Source organism: Gimesia benthica (assembly GCF_009720525.1).
Classification (GTDB): domain Bacteria; phylum Planctomycetota; class Planctomycetia; order Planctomycetales; family Planctomycetaceae; genus Gimesia; species Gimesia benthica.
The window spans coordinates 5,484,197-5,505,293 of sequence record NZ_CP043930.1; the positions used below are offsets into that span (position 1 = coordinate 5,484,197).

Consider the following 21,097-nt stretch of genomic DNA (forward strand, 5'->3'; position numbering starts at 1 on the left):
TTCCGGCGACCATTGCCACAATAACCAAACTGAGTGTGAAGCGTTTCATTGTCCTGTTCCCCTTATTTCGTATCAGATTCCACGATTGTGTTTGTTTTGTTTAACAGGTCCCATGCCTGTCTGACTTACTCAGCGTGAAGTGGGAAAAACTGTTACAGGAAAAATGAGAAAAGTTCTAACTTGTTAAATAACAGGTGTATGGCGCGTTGCTCGGCACGTGGGAATGTTACATATGCAGGTTTTTTGATGAGCAGGTTGCAATCAATTGATGGTCCGCGGATACTGGAATGGTTCGCCTCTGAACAGGGGGGACGTCTTATTTCGGCTGACTTATTAATCTGAATATTTAATGGACAGGAATCCGGATGATGAAGAAGTGCTTGCGTTCAATTGCGGTAGCTGTGGTCTGTTGTCTGGCAGTGCCGGTGATGGCGGGAGAGAAGGTCGAACCGGTGCGGATGGGCAGCGGTATCATGACTTTTGATACCGTGCCCGGCTGGGGGTTCGACGAACAGGGGCGTTCCGTTCTGGGCCCCACCCATGGCGGCGTGGTTGTCGACAAAGAGGGAAATATCTACACAAGTGCCAAGCTGGGTGTGTTCGTCTTCTCACCCGACGGGAAAGTAGTGCGCCGTTTTCTGGGAGACGAGTACTCAAACATTCACGATATTGAAATCCGGGATGAACCCGAAGGGGAATTCATTTACGGTGCCCGCAACGTGGCCGGGGAAGGGATCAAGTTTCACGCCGAGACGGGAGACATCGTTCTCAAACTGCCGTTCCCGAAAGAGTCCGGACTGAACCTCAAGAAGTTTGCCCCGACTGCAATTACCGTCGCCCCCAATGGAGACATTATTCTCTCAGACGGTTACGCCAGTAATTACATCTTCAAGTTTGATAAAGATGGTAAATACAAATCCCACTTCGGTAAGAAGGGGAACGGCTTGAAGGAATTTAACACCGCACACGGGATGACGCTGGATACGCGATACAATCCGCCCCGCCTGTTGATCTGCGACCGTAACCATCAGCCCAAGGGCCGCCTGGTGCATTACGATCTGGACGGGAACTACATCGAAGAAGTAATCACCGGACTGGGCATGCCGACTTCAGTCGCGATCCAGGGAGATTACGTTTCGGTTCCCGACCTGCACGGACGGCTGGTCATTCTGGACAAGACCAACACCATCGTCGCCGTACTGGGTAACAACGAAGATCCGAAAACGCATCGCAACTTCAACGTCCCCCAGGATCAGTGGCGCGAGGGCATCTTCAGCGGCACTCACGGTTCCTACTGGGACAAAGAGGGCAACCTCTACGTGCAGGACTGGAATGTTTCCGGCCGACTGATGAAGCTGGTGCGGGTGAAGTAACGGGGAAGAGCTGATCCTGCCTCAACAGGAGTCTGTCGATGAATGGGATTCCGGAGGAGTTTCGTATTGCTGGTGATACTAAAGATGTTTCCAGTGATGTGGACGCCTCCGCGGATCCAGACATCCCTCTGCGAAAGCGGTATGTCATCCTGTTGTTACTGCTGGCGGTCCTGTTTGTGGGCATGCCTGTGGTATTGCTGGCGGCTCTGTTCCTGTTGCCTCCCGCGAAATATTCACAAGAGCCACGCTACTATGAAGTGACCGACCCGGGAAGTGACTTTAAGCACTATACCGGTTTCGACTGGCCGGAGTCGGCCCGGGTTGTCTCTGCGGGTGAAGTGAGGCTCGAATTCCTCGGGGATGGTGGATACTACCTGGTCTTTGATACCGATGCGGAGACCATTTCACACTGGTCAAAGCAACCTACCCCGTGGGGAGAAACTGAGTGGCAACCGGGACCGGTGCCAGCTGAGATTCCCCGGTTTTTCAACTTCGGCATCTCGGGGATGAGTGCTCCCACTCTGGGAACTGACGCCGCGGGCCCGATCGAAGCGTTGCAGATAGAACGCCTGCTGGATTCTCCAGAGATTCGCTACGCCGCACGACAGCGGGCAAAGAACTCCTGGAACAATGGAGAGATCCTGCTGCTGGACCCTGTGCAGAATCGAGTCTGGTATTCCCGCTGGGATTTATGAAGTCCCTCTTTGGTTGAGCGGGAGAGCCGTTCAGTCCACCTGGGCGGCCCAGTAGACTCCGGAGGCGACCAGTGATTTCGGACCGTCCTGAGCTTCCGGGTGAGGACTGTAACAGATCACGCGACCGGCACCAAATTTGGAACGGATGATGGCATGAGTGCCTACCATCGCTCCGGCGGGGGCGCCGTTGCGGGCCACTTCGGTTTCGAAACGCGCCAGAACTTCGTAGCCCGGGAGGTGCTGCTGGTTGTCGGGGACCAGCAGTGGCCCGTTCTGGTAGCGTACTTTGTAACTTTTCGGACCGCGGGCGAGGACCTGTTGTCCGGCGGGTGTAAGACCGATTTCAACGGTTTCAGCGCCTCGGGCCCAGTGCTGGCGATCCCAGACGCGGGCATTGATTACTCCCAGCGACCATTGGTAATGCGATGAGGCGAGGTAGGCCCCGGCGCAGATCCCCACATAACCACCGCCGTTCTGGACAAACTGGCGGACCGCTTTGCGGCCTTCCGGGGCCAGTGCTTTCGACTGCTTGCTGCCACTGCCGCCGGGCATGATGAGGACGTCAAAGTCTTTGAGTACGCCGTTACGAATTTCAGCAGGACGGACGACCTGATACTTGAAACCATTGGCTGGCGTGAGGAACTGTTTCAGATTACGCGGGCCGTTTGATTCCTTGTCCAGATAGTCAAACACCGCGACTCGAACCAGTTTCGTTTCAGCTGTCTGTTCTTCTGCCTGAACTGTGATCGGCAGACAGGCCAGACACAGGATGAAGAAATTCGCACAACGGAATTTAATAGTAGAACGCATGGAAGCTATCCTTGGTTTCGTCAGATGTTTCAGGGGATCACGATTGTTTTCTTGACCGGAGCGAACCGGGGAGGCGGAGGAGCAGGCAGGTCGATCGCGGCCTGCTTCATTTCCTGCAGTTCCTGTTGCATCGCCTGCATGGCGAGTGCCGCCATCTTCTGATGGAAGCGGGTGACTGCCCCTTGTGAATAACCGTGCTGTCTGCGACTGGTCTGAAAAGCTTGCGTGAGCTTGAGGATTTTGTCTTCTGTTTTCCAGAGGTCTTCCCAGATACCGGGGAGGCCCTGGGTGTCGATGCCGTCACCCTCGGCTGATTTACTCCAGGCACGCAGGGAAATTGCGATCTCTCCCAGCTCGGCTCCCCTGCGATCTTCCAGCGGGTCCGCGACCTGTTCCATGTCGACCCAACAGGGAACGGCCAGTGAAAAACTGGGATTGCCCAGAATGGTCCACATGGTTGTCAGGCCGGGGTTTTCTCCAGGTTTGACGCCATGAAAGACGGCTGCAGAAACGGTGGTGGATCGGCTGATGGTGTTTGCGGTCTGGATGATTTCGGGCAGCTTGCCTTTGGTACCGTTGACGGTGCCGGGGTGAGGAGTGCCTTGCTGGTTAGACAGGTCGCGTGTCAGGTTGCGAAGCAGGTATTCCACAGTGATGCCAGCTCCCCGCTGTTGTTCGAGTCGGGAACAGGCCTGGGAATAGCGTTCGGCGGAATAAATCTTTCCCAGATGACGCTGCTCGGGAAGGGCCGGCAGTCCCTGGGCCGTGGTGGCGAAGTTAGAACGTACGATGTAGCCATTGGGGGCTGTCTGGGGATCGTTGGCGTCAAACATTGCGTAGCTGTCGGGTCCGGTTTCGAAGAGGGCGGCACCTCCCCAGGCATCAATGACACCAAAGTTGGAAACAGTGCGACGGCCCGTTATGTTGGTTTCGTCGAGCAGTTTGCGGAAGTCCTCGACTGTTTCACAGGTTTCCAGGGCGTGTTTGATGAAGCGCCCATTGCCCATGCCGGACTTTTTGCCGGGAGTGCCGAGATCTTTGCTCAATGAGTTTTCCAGACAGAAGCCGGCTTCGTTGACGCCCATGAATGCCGATTTTCGGTTGCCTGCATTGACCACGGCAATGGCGCGGAGCGGCCCCTCTTTGAACAGGACCACTTCATTATGGATATTTGACGTGTCCCGATTTTTCCAGAGCAGTGGTCGGCCGTCAGCGGTCGCTTTTCCACTGATAACAGCGGTCGTGCAGGCATGGGTGGAAGCAGACCCTGTTCCTGAAATCAGAACCAGCAGCAGCAGCGTCCGCAGCAGTGAAGTCACGTTTCGAGCCATGTCGTGTCAGACCTTCCATGAAGAACCAGAAGTCTCTTAAAGATAATTCCGTCCAGAACCTAAATTCTGAGGACATTTTGGGTTTCGGTTTTGAGAACCTCAAGTCAGGAGAGGGGCCTGCACGAAACCTGCATCAAATCTTCATATTGTGCAATGTCATTCCCAGCAGGAAAACAAAAAATTAAGATTCGGAGAGGAAAAGGAAAGATATTCTGTCAGGTAAGATGCAGATGTCTTATGCTGGAGGCAGGAAAACAGCTGTGTTCGCTGTCGTTACGATGTTGCATCCGGAAAGGGGACTCTGATGCAGGAAATGCGATATACCGAGAAAGAGATTATGCCACTTATCGCAGAGCATCTGGTGGATATGTACGGACTGGATGATGATGAGGCACCTGACCCGGTTCAAGATCTTGATCTCAGAATTGATCTGTATTTTAAAGCAGTCAAAGTCTGGGACGACATTGATTTCACCGATTTCAGATTTCGTTTTGAACGAGTCTTTCAGATTAAATGTGCCCCTGAGGTGTGGGAACAATTATTTGGTGTCGGCTCACATTATCGAACTGAGGCCGAATGGGTTGAGCAGGTAGGACAGTATCTGACATTCAGGAAACTGGTCGATTTTATCGCAGAACGTACAACCTATATCTCATTTCAACCTGTGCAGGTGATCGATCGTGAGTGTGGTCCCGCTGGTGCTTTTTACGGGATTACTGAGTTGTCGAATCTGCTTGTTTCAGCTGCCTGTCAGATTACACCTTCGACCAGAATCATTGATGCCTTTCGAGGAGATGCTCTGGATCAATTCTGGAGTGAACTCTACTGGCGTAACAGGCAGAAGATTCCCGAGATTTCCAGAAAATGGGATTCCCTGTTCATGTCGGGGTGTCTGCTGGCTGTGCTGGAATTTCTAATTGGTATCCCGCTTTCAATTGTCACAGCCAACATTCTTTATCTATTAGCGCCGTGTGTTTCTCTCTATGCGTGCTGGAAGTTGTATCGCCTGTACCATCACTATTCCGATCCCTTGCCGCCGGAATTACAGACGTTTCGCGATCTGGCACTCTTCATTGCCGGTCTCAATAGCGACGCGGTGCTTGCAGTTCAGACAGATCCGCAGTGTGAAGTTGAAGGGTCGGCCTGATGAATCAGCACCGTTATTCCGAAGCGCAGATACTGTGTGGCATGCAGGAATTGTGGGAACGGCACCAGACGCAGTGTTTTTTTCTGTCCCGTTATATGCCTTTCCAGCCGGATGATCGGATTGATGTGCATCTGCAATCCGGAATACCAAGGTGGTCCGGGGAAGAGATCGATTTCAGTGACTTAGTCGACTTGTACAAAGGTCTGCAATCCTGCTTTCGATTTGAATGTACGCACCAGGAATGGTCCAATTATTTCAGGCTGGATGTCTGCCGAGATGATTTTGAGGCATGGGAGCGGTTGCATGCCGCCGACTTTACTTATCGTCGGGTCGCACAGTTCATCGCGGCGCGTGCGACTGCGATTTCTTTTGAGCCGGTCAATGTCATCGGGCAGGAGTGCGGACCCGCGGGGGCGTTTTACGGGATCCAGAAACTGGTAGGCGAGGTTATAAAGTGTCCTCGGGAGTTCGGACCAGGTACCCGGATTCGGGATGTGCTGACGGGGAACGCGTTCGCATTATTCTGGTTGAAAGTGCGCTGGATCACCGCACAACGTGCGCCGGATCTCGCGCAATTCGATCGCAGGCTGGGGAGACAAGTGCTTTGCTTTATGCTGGCCTATGTGTCGTTTATGGGAGCCATTCTGTCCTCGTTACAGGTTGATCCGTCCTGCTACTTCTTTAGTGCTTTCACTTTGATTCCCCTGACAGGCCTGGTTGGTTGGCTGATGGAGCGACGATCGAATCCTCTTCCGCCGGAATTACAGACATTTCGTGATCTGGCGGTGTGGATGTACGTCGATCGCAGTCATAATGCAATACAATGAGTAATGGTTTTTTACTTAGAATGAATTGAGGCTGGGCCAGTGGCAAGTGAAGTCGAAACAGAGGACGTGACCAAAGTTGAAGCGGCTCTGGAAGCGTTGACGGCGGGTAAGCTGCAACAGGGGGAGCGGCTGCTTCAGGAGGTGATTGCCAACACGCCGGAGACCTATGAAAATGAAGAGGCAAAAGAGGGAGGAGTGGCGATCAAGTTCTGGAGCATGAATGAGTTCATGCATTATGTGAGCTGGATGCAGGACCAGGGAACGGAGCGGGCGGTGAAGTGGATCGGGAATGCCTATCCGCGGGCTTATTACTACCTGGGGTTCCTGTGTGTGAAACAGCAGCAGTATGCCCAGGCGGTAGAGTATCTCGACAAGGGCCGCAGCCTGGAGCCGGAGAATCCAAAGTTTCTGTTCGAGAAGGCGCAGGCGCTGATTCACCTGGGGAATAAAGAAGGGGCCCTCGCATTGTATGATCAGGTGGTGGAGACCGGACCGCATGTCAGTCAGGCCGAACTGGCAATGGCACGTCGCGGTCGGGGATTCGTTTTGATCGAAATGGGGAAACTGGATGATGCGGAAGCCGCCTTTCATGCTTCGCTGGAACTGGACCCCGAAAGCGAAATCGCACTCAGCGAGTTGAAGTATATCGCGCATCTGCGTCAGGGCGGACCGATGGTAGAAGACTTTGAATCGGTCGAAACGACGGGCCCCGATCTGTCGAGCTGTGCCATCTGTGGAAAAGATTATGAACAGGGAGTGATGATTACCGTAGAAGGCCGGCCGCTGACGATTTGCAAACGCTGTGAACGCCGGTTGACAAAAAAGTGGTGGCAGTTCTGGAAGTGAGGGGGAACGGACTTCTACTGTCGATGCTGTCCTATATGAGATATTTCACGTCCGATACAGCAATCTTCCGATCCTGGAACTCAAGTCTTGCCTCAGCGAAGCCGCGGCGTAGAATGCGTGTGACGCTCCTGGACGACTGCTGGTGATGCCAGTGGGAGAAATTTCTGTTTTATAAAAGGTATCTGAGATGGGCTATGAGATCAGTGGTCAGGTGGGACTGGTAACCGGTGCGAATCGGGGGATTGGGAAATCGATTCTGGAAGCATTGCTGAAAGCTGGTGCGGCGAAAGTCTATGCTGCGGTGCGTAATCCGTCTTCGGTTTCCGGGTTGACCGATGAATATGGGGATAAGGTGGTTCCCCTGGAGCTGGATCTGACGAAACCGGAAACGATTAAGACTGCAGCCCAGACTGCCAGTGATGTCTCGCTGGTCGTGAATAATGCGGGTGTATTAACATCGACCACGGTGCTCTCTCCCGAGGCAATTGAATCTCTCCAATTTGAGATGGAGACGAACGTGAGCGGTCTGATCCGCGTTGCGCAGGCTTTCGCGCCGGTCCTGAAAGCCAACGCGGGCGGGGCACTGGTCCAGTTAAATTCAGGGGCTTCCCTGCTTAATTTTCCCCAGTTCGCTACATACAGTGCCTCCAAAGCAGCCTCGTATTCAGTAACACAGGCGTTGAGGCAGGTGCTGAAAGAGCAGGGGACTCTCGTGGTTAGCGTGCATCCGGGGCCGATTGCCACGGACATGGGACATGAAGCGGGGTTTGAGGATATTGCAGAGCCCCCTGAAGTCGTCGCCGATGCGCTTGTGGAAGCACTGAGCTCAGGCCAGTTTCATGTCTTCCCGGACGCCATCGCGAAGGGAATCGGGGATGTCTATCAGGACTTTGCTCAAAATGTGATTGAAGCGGAGATGTCCGAAGGGTAAGCTTTGCTCTCGGAAATCAGTCGACCCGGCCGGGCTGGCGGTTGTTTTTGCCTTTGCGTTTTGTGCCGGAGTCGCCGAGATCTTCGCGGGCCTGTTCTCCCAGGGCGGTGAGGCGTTTGACGACTTCAGGATGCTGATCAGCGACGTTTTTGCTTTCGCTGATGTCGTCTGCCAGGTTATAGAGGGCCAGGCCGGTTTTCTTCTGGATGTAGGGGCCGGGCGTACCGCCGGAGCCAGGTTTGTCTTTCAGACTGCGGTAAGGATGCGGGAAGTGCAGCTTCCATTTACCGCTGCGAACTGCATTCAGGTGATCGCCCCAGTAGAAGTAGAGCACGTCGTGGGGGGATTTGGCTCCTGATTCTCCGCTCATCAGGGGCCAGATGTTTTTGCCGTCGATGATGCGGTCTTGAGGCACCTTGCCGCCGGAGAGGTAGGCGATGGTGGGCAGAAGATCGATGGTCATCGCCATCTCGTGACAGACGGTGCCTGCCGGAATCTGTCCGGGCCAGGCCATGATGCAGGGTTCGCGTTGGCCCCCATCCCAGGCGGTGCCTTTACCTTCCCGCAGGGGGAGCGCAGAACCGGCATGGTCGCCATAGGAGAGCCAGGGGCCGTTATCGGAGGTGAAGATCACCAGGGTGTTTTCAGCGATGCCGTTTTCTTTGAGTGCCTGGCGGATCTGACCGACGGACCAGTCGATTTCCATGATCACGTCGCCATACAGGCCCTGCTCTGATTTGCCTTTGAACTTGTCGCTGACATACAGGGGCACGTGAGGCATGGACTGCGGGACATAGAGGAAGAAAGGCTGATCATGGTGTTTGTTGATAAACGAGACGGCACGTTCCGTGTACCAGGTCGTGAGCTGAGCCTGTTCTTTGCCGGTGACTTTGGGATTGATGACGGTTTCATTTTCGATCAGGGGCAGATCAGGGAACCGTTTTCCAGCTGTCGGGTGGAACGGCCACATATCATTTGAGTAGGGGAGCCCGAAATACTCGTCGAAGCCGTGGCGGGTCGGCAGAAATTCGGGCAGATGTCCCAGGTGCCATTTACCGTAGATCGCGGTGGCGTAGCCCTGTGGCTTGACGACTTCCGCGATTGTGGTTTCTTCTGCGTTGATGCCGATTTTGGACTGCGGTCCCAGTGCGCCGCGAATGCCGACGCGATTGGGATAACAGCCGGTGAGCAGGGCGACCCGTGAGGCTGAACAGACGGCCTGGGCAGCGTAGAAGTCGGTAAAGCGAACTCCCTCCTGGGCCATCTGGTCGAGATTGGGAGTTTTAATGTTCGGAGAGCCGAAGACGCCGACATCCTGGTAGCCCTGATCGTCAGTGAAGATGATCACGAAGTTCGGATGCTGGCGGGCCGGCCGCGCCTGTGCTTTTGCGGGCGCCAGGCTCAGTAATGTGATCAGGCAGAGCAGCAGGACCCAGTCGGTATTTGAGAGTTTCGTTCGCAGTAAAGAAAATCCCCAGTTCAAACCGGCCATGAGCGCGCCTTTCTGTCTAATCTGATCTATTTACTGGCGGGTACGATTCTTTCTGACTCAGGAGGTGTGTTCACCCCGGAAGTGAGCATCCTGCACGGGGACGAGCTGTTCGAGGCAGGCGAGTAAGACGCCGGCAGGAGAACCAATCGCATCAATGTGTGCGACGATATCTTCTGGGTAACAGCTGAGAACCTGTGCTGATTCTTCACGATAGACTTCGAAGCGACGACGGATGACACTTTCGTTGGCATCGTCGGCCCGGTTCTCGCGGATCGCGCGGTGCCGGATGCGGTGGATCATCTCTTCTTCGTCACTACAGGTTAAGTGGAGCACCTTGAGCACATGGATGTGTTGTTCCAGGATTTTCGCCTGTTCCACATTTCGGGGAATTCCGTCGAGAATGAGGATGTCTTTACGAGGCTTGTACATGGAGAGGGTTGCCCGGGCATCGAGTCCCTGTTTCCAGATGCGGATACTGAGCTCATCAGGAACCAGTTCGCCGCGTGAACTGTATTTATAAATTTCCTGACCTTCGGGAGACTCGATATCGATTGAGCGAAAGACGTCTCCACTGGAGAGATGGAAAAAGCCCGGGATCTGACCTAAAATTCTCCCCTGAGTTCCTTTACCAACTCCAGGAGCACCAAACAACAGGACGGCTTTTCGACGGTCCGTTGCCATAGTTATGCCTCTCTCTCTCAAGGCCGTAGAAGGTCGCTGCGATCACGGCGGGTAGTGCATCAAGTTTTAAAAACAATTCTGTTAATTACAATAGCGTGTTCCAACAGAATTCTCACCCCTGACGGGGATTTTATAACGAAGGTAAATAAAAACACTCCGAAAAACCAGAACGATTTTTCGGAGTGTTGATTTGTACGAGAATTGATCTTTAGCGAGAGATCAACGCCACGACCTGACCAACGTCAACCGGCAGGCTGACATCTTCTGAACCAGGAGCTGTGACAACGGTTGCTGCCAGCTCTTTTTTGTCCAGAGACAACCAGGCACATCCGGGGCGACCGGATTCAACCAGTTCGCCGTAGAGTTTCTTCAGGTTGGGACGGTTGCGGACGGTAATGACATCACCTGGTTTGACCCAGATAGAAGGCTTGTTAACCGTCTGGCCGTTCAACTGGAAGTGTGAGTGAACGATACCCTGACGCGCCTGCGGACGAGTCTGAGCAAATCCAGCCCGACAGACAACATTGTCGAGACGACGCTCGCAGAGGATCAGCAGAGCTTCCCCGGTGTTGCCTTTGGTCCGTTTGGCTTTGTCGAAGTACCGACGCAGCTGACGTTCACGCAGACCGTAGTAGAATTTGATCTTCTGCTTTTCGATTAATGCGAGACCGTAGTTTGAGGGCTTCCGCCGACGCTGTGACATTCCCGGCGGCATGCTCCGCTGGTCCAGTGCACGTGTTGCACCTGCGTCTTCGAAAACCAAAGCTCCTAAACGGCGGTTAACCCGTCCTTTTGGTCCTGTGTAACGACCCATTCAGTCTTTCTCCCACATTAATCATCAGCTGCCGCTTGGTTCCAGTAACACACGGCAAAGAAATATTATTAGGGTTTGATCGAAATAAACTATTCCTGTATAACAGCTTAGCGGCTGAGTATCAGGTAAATCAAACCAGATAGAGCAGTTGAAATTGTGATAAACAGCACGTAGTCGCGCGTACCACAACCTGCAAAGCGGTCCGTTGTTATCGCAAATTCTCAGGGAATCGTCAACCAACTGAGGAGACGGATCACAAATTCTGAGAAAATATCAGAAACAGTCCCCCTGAGTCGAATTATTCGGCTGAGGTTGCAGGATCGGTGTCTGTGTTAGTGTACACCTTCTTCTGGCTGAAGACCTGGGGGAAAGAGACTGACGACCGGAACAGGGACGCGGGATTTTCGGATTCAATCGCGATGCGCGGCAGGTCCCAGGGATCGTGTTCACCCAGGGGCGAGTAGCCGCCGTAATAGCTGAATCCCCAGCGATAACCGGATTCCTCCAGGCAGTTACGCGTGAGATGGTCAAACGAATTTTGGGCACCCACGGGATAACTGAAAGCCGTGATCGACTGATTGAGTTCGGTTTCGATCCGCTGCTTGCAGTGTTGAACTTCGAATTTCTGCGTTTCTTCCGGATGATTGGCCAGGATGGGATGATTGACGGTATGCCCGCCGATATCCATGCCCGCTTCACTCATTTCGCGGATCATGTCCCAGTCCATCCAGACCCGATCTGCGGTTTCTGCGGGGCAGCGACCGGTGCCGGTCGCGTCTGCGAGGGCAGTCATGAAGTCTTCTGTCTGTTCCCCGGACAGTCCCTTGTAGATCTGTAAGAGTAATTTAATCGTCTGGCTTTGCTGAGCAGGTTCCAGAGAGAATTCCTGCTCACTCCAGGGGGCCAGTTTCAAATTACTCTGTGATGAGCTGCGCACCATCCAGGAGATTTCGTCCCACCAGGCAATCTTGCGCTCGTCCAGAAAGCCGGTGGTCAGGAAAAACGTGGCTGGTGAATTGTAGGCGCGGAGCAGGGGAAAGGCCCATTCGTAATTATCGAGGTATCCATCATCGAACGTGATGAGGACGTAACGTCCCCGCGGGCTTTTCCAGATATGGTCCAGATCTTGAATGCGTATCAGATCGAAATTCAGAGTCAGGAATCGCAGCTGTTGTTCAAAATCTTCTGCAGATGCACTCCAGAGATCGTGGTCGAACAGTGAGTTCTGCTTGTCTCCGATTCGATGGTAATTCAGAACAACCAGACCATTCCAGACGGGTGTATTCCGCGCGAGCAGATTCATTCCCGTCCAGTCGAGCGCTCTGGCCAGCAGTTCTTTTTTACTCATACCCCATATCCTTTCCATAACAGTTGCCTCTCCAGCAACGGTCTCAGTTAGCGACACGTTCGATCAATTGCGGTGACATGTGCAGGTAACGACCTGCTTTGCGTTTTGATTCGATGTCGCTGTAAACCAGTGCGACCTGTTCGGCGGGCAGTCCGATGCCTTCTGCGACTTCGGCTGCGGAATAACCGTGGTTTAAGCCATACAGGCAGCAGTCCAGTTTGTCGTAAGAGACGGCAAAGAAGAATTCTTCCTGGGACTGTTCCAGAGAATAGGTGTCGGTAGTCGGAGGACGCATCTGGATCAGTTCCGGAACATTCAGGTAAGCTGCCAGCTGATAGACCTGAGTCTTGTAAAGGTGTGCGATCGGTTTCAGGTCGGCAGCACCATCACCGTTTTTGACGAAGAAGCCCTGGTCGTATTCGAGGCGATTCGGTGTGCCCGGCACTGCGTAGTTCAGACGGTCTGCATGATAGTATTCCATCATTTTGCGACAGCGCTGTTTAAAGTTCGTTGCTGCAACAATGGTCTGATAGGCCGAGAGGGGAAGTCGTTTCTTAATCAGTTCCCCGTCCGGAGTCTGCACGACTACGGAAAAGACTCGATAGCCCCCTTCCTGGAGCAGGTTGGGCAGCACGATTTTGGATTTCCAGTGAGGTTCGTATTCCGGGATGACTTTTTTGATGGCAGCATCACGGCGTTCGTAACAGCCCGCTCCCTGCAGCATGGGGGAGATGTTTTCGACGAGTGACTCGACATGGTAATGATCGGCGAGTAACTGGCCGTAGATCAGGCTTTCGTCTTTTGTGTCGTGTTCGGGCATCATGATCCCCAGCACCCGGTCAGAACCGAAGGCGTGGACACAAAGTGCGGTCACGACGCTGCTGTCGATTCCTCCGGAGAGACCCAGAACGGCTCCCTTTTTACGCATATCCTTGCGGACGGTTTCCTGCATCCAGCGGACGATGCGTTCGGTTTCTGCAGCACAATCGAGATCTAACAAAGCAGGACTGAAAGTACGGGTGGAAGTTGTGGTCGACATTTATGGTTCTCCTGTAGCTGCTGTGACTGGCTCAGCAGGCGTTGGTAATAAGTATGTATTGTGTATGAAATCGCTTTGTGGATCGCCGTTTCAGGGCAGAGCCAGCTGTTTTTTATCGACTTTGCCGTTGGGGGATTTCGGAAGCTCATCACGGAATTCCACTTTCTGTGGAACCATGAAATCTTCCAGGTGCTTGCGACAGTAGGAAAGGACCTCTTTTTCGGTCAGTTCCTCTCCGGGCATCAGAGTCACGATGGCACGGATCGACTGTCCCAGGACCGGATCGGGATCACCCACGATGGCGGCTTCCGAAATTGCCGGATGGGCAAACATGACATTTTCCACTTCCTTGGGACTGACTTTTTCACCGCGACTTTTAATAATGTCATCTCGTCGGCCTACGAAGTACAGGTAGCCTTCGCGGTCCATGCGGAACAGGTCGCCGGTATACAGGAACATTTCTCCCGGCAGTTCTCCCACTTTCAGACGCTCGGCAGTACGTTCGGGGGCTTCCCAGTAACCTTTCATGACATTGGCACCACGCACGACCAGTTCGCCGACATGTTCGGGGGGCAGGCGATGGCCTTCGTCGTCGACGATGAAGACTTCCGTGTCCGGCATGGCGATACCCACCGAACCGGTTCTGGTATCGATCTGATCGAGGGGCAGATACGAAACCCGCTTGCACTCGGTCAGACCATACATCGAGAAGATCTGCAGGTGAGGCAGACGTTTGCGGAATGTCAGGATATGCTCTGTGGGCAGCGCGGCACCGGTGTTGGTGATATAACGCAGCTGCGAGAAGTCATACTTGGAGAGATCCATTTTCAGCAGAATGGCAGACATCGTCGGGACCAGCGGAAATCCGGTCACTTTTTCATCAATGATCTTCTGCAGCACTGCATGTGGATAGGTAAACGATTTTTCAAGAACCAGTGTCGCACCGACCCGGAATGCCATCAGCAGCTGATAGAGACCATAATCGAATGACAGGGGGAGTACGTTGAGGATGATGTCTTCGGGGACATTCATCAGGTAGGTGGTAATTGAACGGGCGGCTGAAGTCATGTTTAAATGCGTCAGCATGACCCCCTTGGGATTTCCGGTTGAGCCTGAGGTGTAGACCAGGGCCGCCAGATCGATGCTGATCGTCTGGATGTGTGGCGGGGTATTCTGGTCCGCGAAATCAGACTGCAGTTGATCCCACTCTGCGAAGCGGGGCATCTGCAGATCAGTCTGCTCCGGATGTCCGGTGACAGGACCCACGGTCACCACGGTTTTCAGGTGGGGCAGCAGATCGGAATTTTCGAGGATCGAGGTCCGTTTCTTCCCGGGGATGATCAGAACGCTGGCCCGGCAGTTGTTGAGCACGTAGGTCAGCTTATCGATTTTCGTAGTGGGATTGACCATTACGAACACACCACCCGCTTTGATGGTCGCAAAGATCGCGACGACGGCTTCGAGGGAGTTATCCAGATGGATGGCCACCCGGTCTCCTCTTTGCAGCCCCCGCTCCAGCAGCGCATGTGCCAGCCGGTTGCTCTGCTGTTCCAGTTCCCGGTAGGTGTACCGCGACTGATTGATGATCAAGGCGACTTTGTCAGGATGATGACTGGCGCTCTGTTCCAGAAATGATTGTAGTAACAACAGCCCGCTCCTTTGAAATTAAGCCAGTTCTTTGAGTTTGGAGTCGATGAAATCGATCAGACGATTGATGGAGTCCAGGTTTTCCGGGACAAGTTCATCGTCATCGACTTCAACGTGATACTGGTCTTCGATAAAGGCAACCAGTTCGAGCACGCCGGTGGAATCGATGATGCCTGTTTCCAGGAATGAGTCGTCGTTCTGCAAAGATTCCGGATCTTCCCCGAACAGGAAGTTTTCTGCGACAAAGTTACGGATCTCTGATTGAATGGGATTCATGTTATTACCTCTTAGCTGTACTGAGTGGAGATGTTATTAAGGGATTGTGTTAACTCGTAATGGTGGCGGGAGCTGTTGTTTCTTTTCCGGCTGTGACTGTCTGGCCGTTGATCATCTGTTCGACCAGAATCTGGGTCGAAAGGATTCCGACCAGAGCCATGTTGTCTCGTGTGCCGATGGCGCGTCCCTGTTCCATCTTTTTGACCAGGCGCTGGACTGCGGTGGGCTGGAACAGTCCATGAGCCTCCAGGCATTCCGGGGACAGCAGTTCGTTGACATAAGCAAACCGTGCCCGCTGGCTGTTTGAGTCGATGAAACTGTGTGCGTCCGGGGAACGATAAGGTTGTTTGGGACGTTGGCGAATGCTGTCGGGAATCAGGTCTCTCAAGGCGTATTTCAGCAGGAATTTTTCGTTGAGACCATTCATCTTGAATCGTACGGGAACGCGGGAAGCGAACTCGACCACCCGGTAATCCAGGAACGGGAACCGGCCTTCGACTGAATTGCCCATCGCCATCCGGTCTCCCTGGGAAGACAGAATGTAGCCGGGCATCAGATTGATGGCTTCCAGGTACTGTGCCTGACAGAAGGAAGGCCACTCCGAAAACTGAGCGGGCAGCTGCTGCTGGAACTCAGCCTGTGGGTCCTGTGCTTGCAGTTCCTGTTTGAGGTCATCGCTGAAGAATGTTTTGAGTTTGGCTGTAAGGTCCCAGCGTGGCAGATGCGAGAAGAAGGGGCTGTCGAGTTCATCTTCACGAATCTTGAAGAACGCTTTCAGGTAGTCGGGGGACTGGGCCTGCAGATTTTTCATGTAAGGGTAGAGACGCTTGAGCAGCAGCGGACGGATTTTGGAATCCGGTTGCCGACTCCAGAAGCGACGGATTTTTGTTTCTTTAAACAGGTCGTAGCCGCCGAAGACTTCGTCGGCACCCTCTCCCGTCATGACAACCTTGAACTGACTTTCCCGGACCAGTTTCGACAGGAGAAACATAGGGGCAGGTGCCGTGCGTAAAACCGGTTTTTCTGTGTGCTGAATTACCGTCGGGAAGATACGGCCGATATCGTCATAAGAGCAGCAGACAGTCTGATGGTCGGTGCCCAATTCGGTGATCATTTCCTGCTGGAACTGACTTTCGTCAAAATCTTTGTCATTGAAGTTGACCGAGAAGGTGTTCAGCGGGGCGTTTGTGTAATTGCGAATGATGGCGGCTGTGATTGATGAGTCGAGTCCGCCGCTCAGGTAGGCGCCGACGGACACATCAGCCCGCAACCGGAGCTGGGTCGCGTTGATCAGCAGTGACCGCAGTTCGTCTGCCCAGTCGTCCAGCGAGCGGTTGTCTTCGTTGGGTGAATAGTCGAGATTCCAGTATTGCCAGATTTTGACATTACCGTCTTTCACGATCATGGAATGACCGGGGGGCAGTTCAGAGACACCGGCAAAAAATGTACGGGGAGGCAGAGGAGACCAGAAGGTAAACAGCTGGTTCAATGCTGTGTGATCGACGCGTCGTTCGACATCCGGCAGGGCAAACAGGGCTTTGATTTCTGAGGCAAAGCAGAAGCGACTGGGAGTCTGCGTATAGACCAGCGGTCGGATTCCCATCCGGTCGCGGGACAGAAAGACTTCCTGTTTGCGTCGATCATGGATTGCGAAGGCCCACTGTCCGTTAAAGTGATGTACGCATTCCGGACCATATTCGGCATACATCAGCAGGATGACTTCTGTATCAGAGTGGGTCTGGAACTGGTAGCCTTTCTGCTGGAGCTCGGCACGCAGTTCGATGTGGTTGAAAATCTCTCCGTTGAATGTGACGCTGAGCATGCCATCTGGAGTCTGCATGGGCTGCAGGCCACCGGCCAGGTCGACAATGCTGAGTCGACTGTGGGCGAGTCCGACTGAATCCAAGACCTGTGTGCCTGAGGCATCAGGACCGCGGTGATTCAGGGTCGCAATCATCTTTTTAAGTTCTGCCTGTTCGACGGGGCGTCGATCAGTGCGGATGAAGCCCGCAATTCCACACATAGAAGCATCCAGTTCAAGTAAGAAGAGATGGAAGTTGCCTGTCTGCAAGACAATACTCTCACAGAGGGAATCTAGGTCGGGGCGGTACCAAGTCAAATTTTCCCTATGTGTTCGCCTGGCTGTTTAGAAAAATAAACAGGGTATTGACTATTTTGATGATTAACTGGTGCAACTCCTGCGATCGGTCCAGCTGTTGCAGGGAACTTCTGGCCACTGATGAGATGGGAGTGACCAAACCGTGGTGGTTTGAGTCAATTTGCCTGAAGCGGGCGATGATTAATGAGAGTTGAAAAACAAATTTGACTCTCAGATTACCCGAGCTATGTTTGCGTTGCAGCGTGTGAAAGCAGGTTGCACTTCCTCTCACTCTCATCAAAGCGGGCCTGGCCGGAAAAGATACGACCGGATGATGCGGCTTTTCCATTCAACGCATTAGATGGAATGTGAACCGAATATGTCAGCTCATGAAACTACTTCCGACGTGTCCAATCTTCAATCCAATCATGATGATCAAGAAGCCACAGGGAAAACCGCATCGAATACGGTGAATACCGAAGAGCTTCTGGCCTCTCTGAGCATGCTGGAACTGGCAGCCTCCGAGAATTCTGACGATTCGGACTCATACGCTGAAGACGATCTCGATGGCCTGTCGACCTCTGCACTTCCCGAATTAAGCGAACCCATGCGCGTGATTGGCAAGGATCAACATCTGAGCCAGTTGTTTAATCGCGTACAGTCCCTGCTGAAAGGGAGTGCCGAAGAATCGCAGGGGAAATTCGTTCCACAGTGTCCGGAAACGCTGGATGATACCGGTTTAACCCAGGATGAAATCGAGAGATTGATCCTCAAGTATCTGCTGGCAAAAGGAACTCAAACGGGACGACAGATCTGTAAGCAGATCAAGTTGCCCTTTGGAATTGTGGACGCCATTCTGAAACGTGCCAAGCAAGATCAACTGGTTGCCTATGGCAGTACAGCCGAAATGGGCGACTATGAATTCATGATTACCGAACTTGGTCGGGAGCGCGCGCGACGGTATACGCAGGAGTGTACCTATTTCGGAGCGGCCCCCGTCTGTTTTAAAGACTATCTCAAGGCGATGGAACTGCAGAGCATTGCCAAGCAGGAAGCCACCCAGGCGGATCTGAAAGAAGCCTTTTCCGATCTGATTATCAATCCCAAGATGCTCGATCGCCTGGGACCTGCCGTCAACTCAGGCCGGGGGATGTTCCTCTTCGGTGAAGCCGGTAACGGGAAGACGAGTATTGCAGAGCGGATTACCAAAGCCTTTGGTTCGACGATCTGGATTCCCCGCTGCCTGGGTATCGATGGAGACATTATTCGGATCTTCGACCCGGGACTGCACGAAGAAGTCGTTCAGGAAGAGACAGCCGAGGGGTTGTTTGACCTGTCCGGCATTGATCAGCGGTGGGTGCAGATCGTGCGTCCTACGGTGATAGCCGGGGGGGAACTCACCATGAAGGAACTGGAAATTACGCAGAACCAGCAGACCAAGATCTGTGAAGCCCCTCTACAGTTGAAGAGTAACTGCGGGACGTTTGTGATCGACGACTTTGGACGTCAGCGGATGCCCGTGGATGAGTTACTCAACCGCTGGATTGTTCCGCTGGAAAAAACGGTACGACTTCCTGAACCTGCCCAGCGGGAAAAAGATTCAGGTGCCCTTCGACCAGTTGATTATCTTTTCGACGAACCTGGAGCCGAAGGATCTGGTCGACGCTGCGTTTCTGCGTCGTATTCCTTACAAAATCGAGGCCCTCGATCCCTCCGAGGAGGAATTCCGGGCCTTGTTTGAGTTGATGGCGCCGATCATGGGCTTTCAGTTTGACGAGGATGCTTACCAGCACCTGGTCGATACGCACTACAAAGCCGTTGATCGACCGTTCCGCGCCTGTCAGCCGCGTGACCTCCTGTTACAGGTCAAGAACTTCTGCACTTACAAGGAACTGCCGCGCAAACTCAGCGCGGAGGCATTCGACTTTGCTGTCGAAAACTACTTCTCTGTGATGTAAGTCCACGAACTACCGTTATCCTGGAAAGGATCGCAGTTGTTTCAGGCGGGCCATTCTGTATCACAGCATTCACAACGGAAGCCTACAACCGTGGACGTTCCCGGAATCATCCGGTTCCTGCGGTTGAGCAAGCCGTCTCGCAGTTCCAGTTTCTCAACTGAGGAACTGTTGCATGCCGGGCACTGCTGATTTTGAAACAGGATCCGTGCGCGGTTCAGAACCCAGTCAGTCTGTCTTTCGAACCGGGGCTGACGGTTAAGTGCCCGACGGAATGGCAGAATCGTTGGTTGAGATTCTGTCTGAGTGACGGGGGTTTCGGTGGTAGTTTCTTCGGGGTAATAGATTTTTAAAACGCTCATCCATGAGCTCCTTACGTTCAATCCCTTGATAAAATATTCCTGTAAATCCGAACTGGAATCTTTATGGGGTAGAGTTCCTGCACGCAGTTTGATATTGGGAAAGTATGCCAATACGTGCGAAGAGGAAAGAAGGATAAAATTCTCTTATTAAGTTGGCAAGAGGTTTTAACCTAAAGGTAGGAACATTGTAAAAAATTCCTGTGTCAGCAGTGCGATCTCTGTGAAAATAGATAAACATGGAGTTCTAAATGTGTTGTGGATACCGCGGCCGAATGGATTCCTCTTTGAAAAATAAAGTTGATGCGATAAAAGATTTTCCGTTCTGTTGAAGTATTCTGCTTTGTTCGCTGACTGTGTTTTGGAGAGATTCCCATTAATAAATCAAAACTGATCAAGCTGATGCTGGGTGTCATCGTCACGATTGCCTGCCTGGTGGCGGCACTCTGGGGAGTCAATCTGCAGCAGATTCAGGAGAGTTTTCGCCAGGCAAATTACTGGACGTTGCCTGTAATGCTGGGTTTGCTGTTTCTCTTCTTCTGGTTGAAAGCCTACCGCTGGCGGATGCTGCTGGAACCGGTCAGGAAGCTGAAGATCTCCGAAGTGGCCCCGGCGATGATGATTGGCTTCATGGGGAATAATATTCTGCCTGCGCACCTGGGTGAGTTTTTACGCGTCTATGTCCTTGGACGGCAGTTTCAGATTCCCAAAACAACTGTTCTCTCAACCGTGGTTCTGGAGCGGCTGTTTGATATCGTTGCGATTCTCTGTTACCTCTGGTTTGGCATCTATTTCGCGCCTGGCCTCTCGAAAGATTATCAGACAGCCAGCCTGTTTCTGGCAGGTGTCATGCCTGTGATCATCCTGGTACTGGCCGCGTATCTGATCTGGACGGAAGCAGTGATCAGCCTGTTTCAGAAACTGTTCAGCCTGATTCCCTTTCTGCCTGAAAAACTGACGCACCTGGTATTGGAAATGATGCGTGCGGGAGCGGAGGGGATGGCTTCGATGAAAAGCGGGCGACTGGCATTTGGGATCATCTGGACCTCATTTGCACAGTGGTTTATCAATGGTCTGAGTATTCTGGTGGCGCTCTGGAGTTTCCAGATCGAGATCACTCCCCTGGCGGCTTTTGTGGTGCTCGGCGTGACTGCATTCGGGGTGACTGTCCCCGCGACACCAGGTTTTTTCGGGGTGGTTCAGTTTTGCTTCAAAATCAGTCTGCAGCCGTTTGGTGTTCCTGAAGCAAAAGCATTCGCTGCTTCCATTTACTATCACCTGTCGCAGTACATTCCCGTGACGCTGGTGGGCCTGTATTATTCGAATCGGGCGGGGCTCAAACTGAGCGATGCCGAGCGGGAAGCGGAGAAGGAACTCGAAGATCTGGAAGGGCAGGACGGCGAACACTAGCCGATTGCAGCATCGGGT

General features: G+C 53.1%; 20 protein-coding genes. 9 read left to right on the top strand and 11 right to left on the bottom strand.

Annotation, left to right across the window (positions count from 1 at the left end):
* The first annotated feature begins 365 nt into the window (after nt 1-365).
* Together F1728_RS21390 and F1728_RS21395 are read left to right on the top strand one after the other, a co-directional pair.
* Nucleotides 366-1,373 (top strand): 6-bladed beta-propeller, encoded by a 1,008-nt coding sequence (locus F1728_RS21390; RefSeq protein WP_228030275.1) that lies wholly within the window; start codon nt 366-368, stop codon nt 1,371-1,373.
* Between the two features lie 38 nt (nt 1,374-1,411).
* Nucleotides 1,412-2,068: a hypothetical protein gene (locus tag F1728_RS21395; RefSeq protein WP_155365779.1), complete on the top strand. Its 657-nt coding sequence runs from the start codon at nt 1,412-1,414 to the stop codon at nt 2,066-2,068.
* 30 nt (nt 2,069-2,098) lie between these two features.
* Here F1728_RS21395 and F1728_RS21400 read toward each other — a convergent pair whose 3' ends face one another.
* Both F1728_RS21400 and F1728_RS21405 read right to left on the bottom strand, forming a co-directional pair.
* Nucleotides 2,099-2,878, bottom strand: coding sequence for a BPL-N domain-containing protein (locus tag F1728_RS21400; protein ID WP_155365780.1), 780 nt, complete (start codon nt 2,876-2,878; stop codon nt 2,099-2,101).
* A gap of 29 nt (nt 2,879-2,907) precedes the next feature.
* Nucleotides 2,908-4,209 carry a C45 family peptidase gene (locus F1728_RS21405; protein ID WP_155365781.1) on the bottom strand — a complete coding sequence of 434 codons (1,302 nt, stop codon included), beginning with the start codon at nt 4,207-4,209 and terminating at the stop codon, nt 2,908-2,910.
* Between the two features lie 304 nt (nt 4,210-4,513).
* On the opposite strand from F1728_RS21405, the gene F1728_RS21410 reads away from it, so the two are divergent.
* The 4 genes from F1728_RS21410 to F1728_RS21425 all read left to right on the top strand — a co-directional run bounded on the left by F1728_RS21410 (nt 4,514) and on the right by F1728_RS21425 (nt 7,960).
* Nucleotides 4,514-5,356, top strand: coding sequence for a hypothetical protein (locus F1728_RS21410; RefSeq protein ID WP_155365782.1), 843 nt, complete (start codon nt 4,514-4,516; stop codon nt 5,354-5,356).
* The gene (locus F1728_RS21415) at nt 5,356-6,183 is read left to right on the top strand and encodes a hypothetical protein (protein WP_155365783.1); all 828 of its coding nucleotides are present in this window, start codon (nt 5,356-5,358) and stop codon (nt 6,181-6,183) included. The genes F1728_RS21410 and F1728_RS21415 overlap by 1 nt, the downstream gene beginning before the upstream one ends.
* 39 nt (nt 6,184-6,222) lie before the next feature.
* Nucleotides 6,223-7,029, top strand: a complete 807-nt coding sequence (locus F1728_RS21420) for a tetratricopeptide repeat protein (RefSeq protein WP_155365784.1) — start codon at nt 6,223-6,225, stop codon at nt 7,027-7,029.
* Nucleotides 7,030-7,216: 187 nt separating this feature from the next.
* Entirely contained in the window at nt 7,217-7,960 is a 744-nt protein-coding gene (locus tag F1728_RS21425; protein WP_155365785.1) for an SDR family oxidoreductase, read from the top strand.
* Nucleotides 7,961-7,976: 16 nt separating this feature from the next.
* On the opposite strand, the gene F1728_RS21430 is transcribed toward F1728_RS21425, so the two are convergent.
* The 8 genes from F1728_RS21430 to asnB form a co-directional block, all read right to left on the bottom strand.
* On the bottom strand, nt 7,977-9,452 hold the full coding sequence (locus F1728_RS21430; RefSeq protein WP_228030276.1) for a sulfatase family protein: 1,476 nt from the start codon (nt 9,450-9,452) through the stop codon (nt 7,977-7,979).
* 57 nt (nt 9,453-9,509) lie between these two features.
* Entirely contained in the window at nt 9,510-10,133 is a 624-nt protein-coding gene (locus F1728_RS21435; protein ID WP_145043063.1) for an adenylate kinase family protein, read from the bottom strand.
* A gap of 208 nt (nt 10,134-10,341) precedes the next feature.
* Entirely contained in the window at nt 10,342-10,947 is a 606-nt protein-coding gene (rpsD, locus tag F1728_RS21440; protein ID WP_145043061.1) for a 30S ribosomal protein S4, read from the bottom strand.
* Between the two features lie 298 nt (nt 10,948-11,245).
* Entirely contained in the window at nt 11,246-12,295 is a 1,050-nt protein-coding gene (locus F1728_RS21445; protein WP_194242466.1) for a polysaccharide deacetylase family protein, read from the bottom strand.
* 43 nt (nt 12,296-12,338) lie between these two features.
* Entirely contained in the window at nt 12,339-13,334 is a 996-nt protein-coding gene (gene nadE / locus F1728_RS21450) for an NAD(+) synthase (protein ID WP_145043057.1), read from the bottom strand.
* A gap of 90 nt (nt 13,335-13,424) precedes the next feature.
* Nucleotides 13,425-14,981: a class I adenylate-forming enzyme family protein gene (locus F1728_RS21455; RefSeq protein WP_155365787.1), complete on the bottom strand. Its 1,557-nt coding sequence runs from the start codon at nt 14,979-14,981 to the stop codon at nt 13,425-13,427.
* 18 nt (nt 14,982-14,999) lie between these two features.
* Nucleotides 15,000-15,257: an acyl carrier protein gene (locus F1728_RS21460; RefSeq protein ID WP_155365788.1), complete on the bottom strand. Its 258-nt coding sequence runs from the start codon at nt 15,255-15,257 to the stop codon at nt 15,000-15,002.
* 49 nt (nt 15,258-15,306) lie between these two features.
* Complete coding sequence (asnB, locus tag F1728_RS21465; protein ID WP_155365789.1) at nt 15,307-17,280, bottom strand: asparagine synthase (glutamine-hydrolyzing); 1,974 nt, start codon at nt 17,278-17,280, stop codon at nt 15,307-15,309.
* Between the two features lie 481 nt (nt 17,281-17,761).
* Between asnB and F1728_RS21470 the strand changes: the two genes are divergently transcribed.
* Together F1728_RS21470 and F1728_RS31800 are read left to right on the top strand one after the other, a co-directional pair.
* Nucleotides 17,762-19,096 (top strand): P-loop NTPase family protein, encoded by a 1,335-nt coding sequence (locus F1728_RS21470; protein WP_228030277.1) that lies wholly within the window; start codon nt 17,762-17,764, stop codon nt 19,094-19,096.
* Nucleotides 19,089-19,313: a hypothetical protein gene (locus F1728_RS31800; RefSeq protein WP_228030278.1), complete on the top strand. Its 225-nt coding sequence runs from the start codon at nt 19,089-19,091 to the stop codon at nt 19,311-19,313. Before F1728_RS21470 ends, F1728_RS31800 begins: the two co-directional genes overlap by 8 nt.
* A gap of 41 nt (nt 19,314-19,354) precedes the next feature.
* Here the strand turns inward: F1728_RS31800 and F1728_RS21475 are convergent, their stop codons facing one another.
* Nucleotides 19,355-19,672 carry a hypothetical protein gene (locus tag F1728_RS21475; RefSeq protein ID WP_145043047.1) on the bottom strand — a complete coding sequence of 106 codons (318 nt, stop codon included), beginning with the start codon at nt 19,670-19,672 and terminating at the stop codon, nt 19,355-19,357.
* A 399-nt stretch (nt 19,673-20,071) separates the two neighbouring features.
* Between F1728_RS21475 and F1728_RS21480 the strand changes: the two genes are divergently transcribed.
* Nucleotides 20,072-21,079 carry a lysylphosphatidylglycerol synthase transmembrane domain-containing protein gene (locus F1728_RS21480; RefSeq protein WP_155365790.1) on the top strand — a complete coding sequence of 336 codons (1,008 nt, stop codon included), beginning with the start codon at nt 20,072-20,074 and terminating at the stop codon, nt 21,077-21,079.
* Nucleotides 21,080-21,097: the final 18 nt, after the last annotated feature.

Bases quoted from the DNA above. Each gene is read 5' to 3' on its own strand.
- F1728_RS21390 (WP_228030275.1), top strand. From the start codon at position 366: ATGATGAAGAAGTGCTTGCGTTCAATTGCGGTAGCTGTGGTCTGTTGT.
- F1728_RS21395 (WP_155365779.1), top strand. From the start codon at position 1,412: ATGAATGGGATTCCGGAGGAGTTTCGTATTGCTGGTGATACTAAAGAT.
- F1728_RS21400 (WP_155365780.1), bottom strand. From the start codon at position 2,878: ATGCGTTCTACTATTAAATTCCGTTGTGCGAATTTCTTCATCCTGTGT.
- F1728_RS21405 (WP_155365781.1), bottom strand. From the start codon at position 4,209: ATGGCTCGAAACGTGACTTCACTGCTGCGGACGCTGCTGCTGCTGGTT.
- F1728_RS21410 (WP_155365782.1), top strand. From the start codon at position 4,514: ATGCAGGAAATGCGATATACCGAGAAAGAGATTATGCCACTTATCGCA.
- F1728_RS21415 (WP_155365783.1), top strand. From the start codon at position 5,356: ATGAATCAGCACCGTTATTCCGAAGCGCAGATACTGTGTGGCATGCAG.
- F1728_RS21425 (WP_155365785.1), top strand. From the start codon at position 7,217: ATGGGCTATGAGATCAGTGGTCAGGTGGGACTGGTAACCGGTGCGAAT.
- F1728_RS21430 (WP_228030276.1), bottom strand. From the start codon at position 9,452: ATGGCCGGTTTGAACTGGGGATTTTCTTTACTGCGAACGAAACTCTCA.
- F1728_RS21435 (WP_145043063.1), bottom strand. From the start codon at position 10,133: ATGGCAACGGACCGTCGAAAAGCCGTCCTGTTGTTTGGTGCTCCTGGA.
- rpsD (WP_145043061.1), bottom strand. From the start codon at position 10,947: ATGGGTCGTTACACAGGACCAAAAGGACGGGTTAACCGCCGTTTAGGA.
- F1728_RS21445 (WP_194242466.1), bottom strand. From the start codon at position 12,295: ATGAGTAAAAAAGAACTGCTGGCCAGAGCGCTCGACTGGACGGGAATG.
- nadE (WP_145043057.1), bottom strand. From the start codon at position 13,334: ATGTCGACCACAACTTCCACCCGTACTTTCAGTCCTGCTTTGTTAGAT.
- F1728_RS21460 (WP_155365788.1), bottom strand. From the start codon at position 15,257: ATGAATCCCATTCAATCAGAGATCCGTAACTTTGTCGCAGAAAACTTC.
- asnB (WP_155365789.1), bottom strand. From the start codon at position 17,280: ATGTGTGGAATTGCGGGCTTCATCCGCACTGATCGACGCCCCGTCGAA.
- F1728_RS21475 (WP_145043047.1), bottom strand. From the start codon at position 19,672: ATGAGCGTTTTAAAAATCTATTACCCCGAAGAAACTACCACCGAAACC.
- F1728_RS21480 (WP_155365790.1), top strand. From the start codon at position 20,072: ATGCTGGGTGTCATCGTCACGATTGCCTGCCTGGTGGCGGCACTCTGG.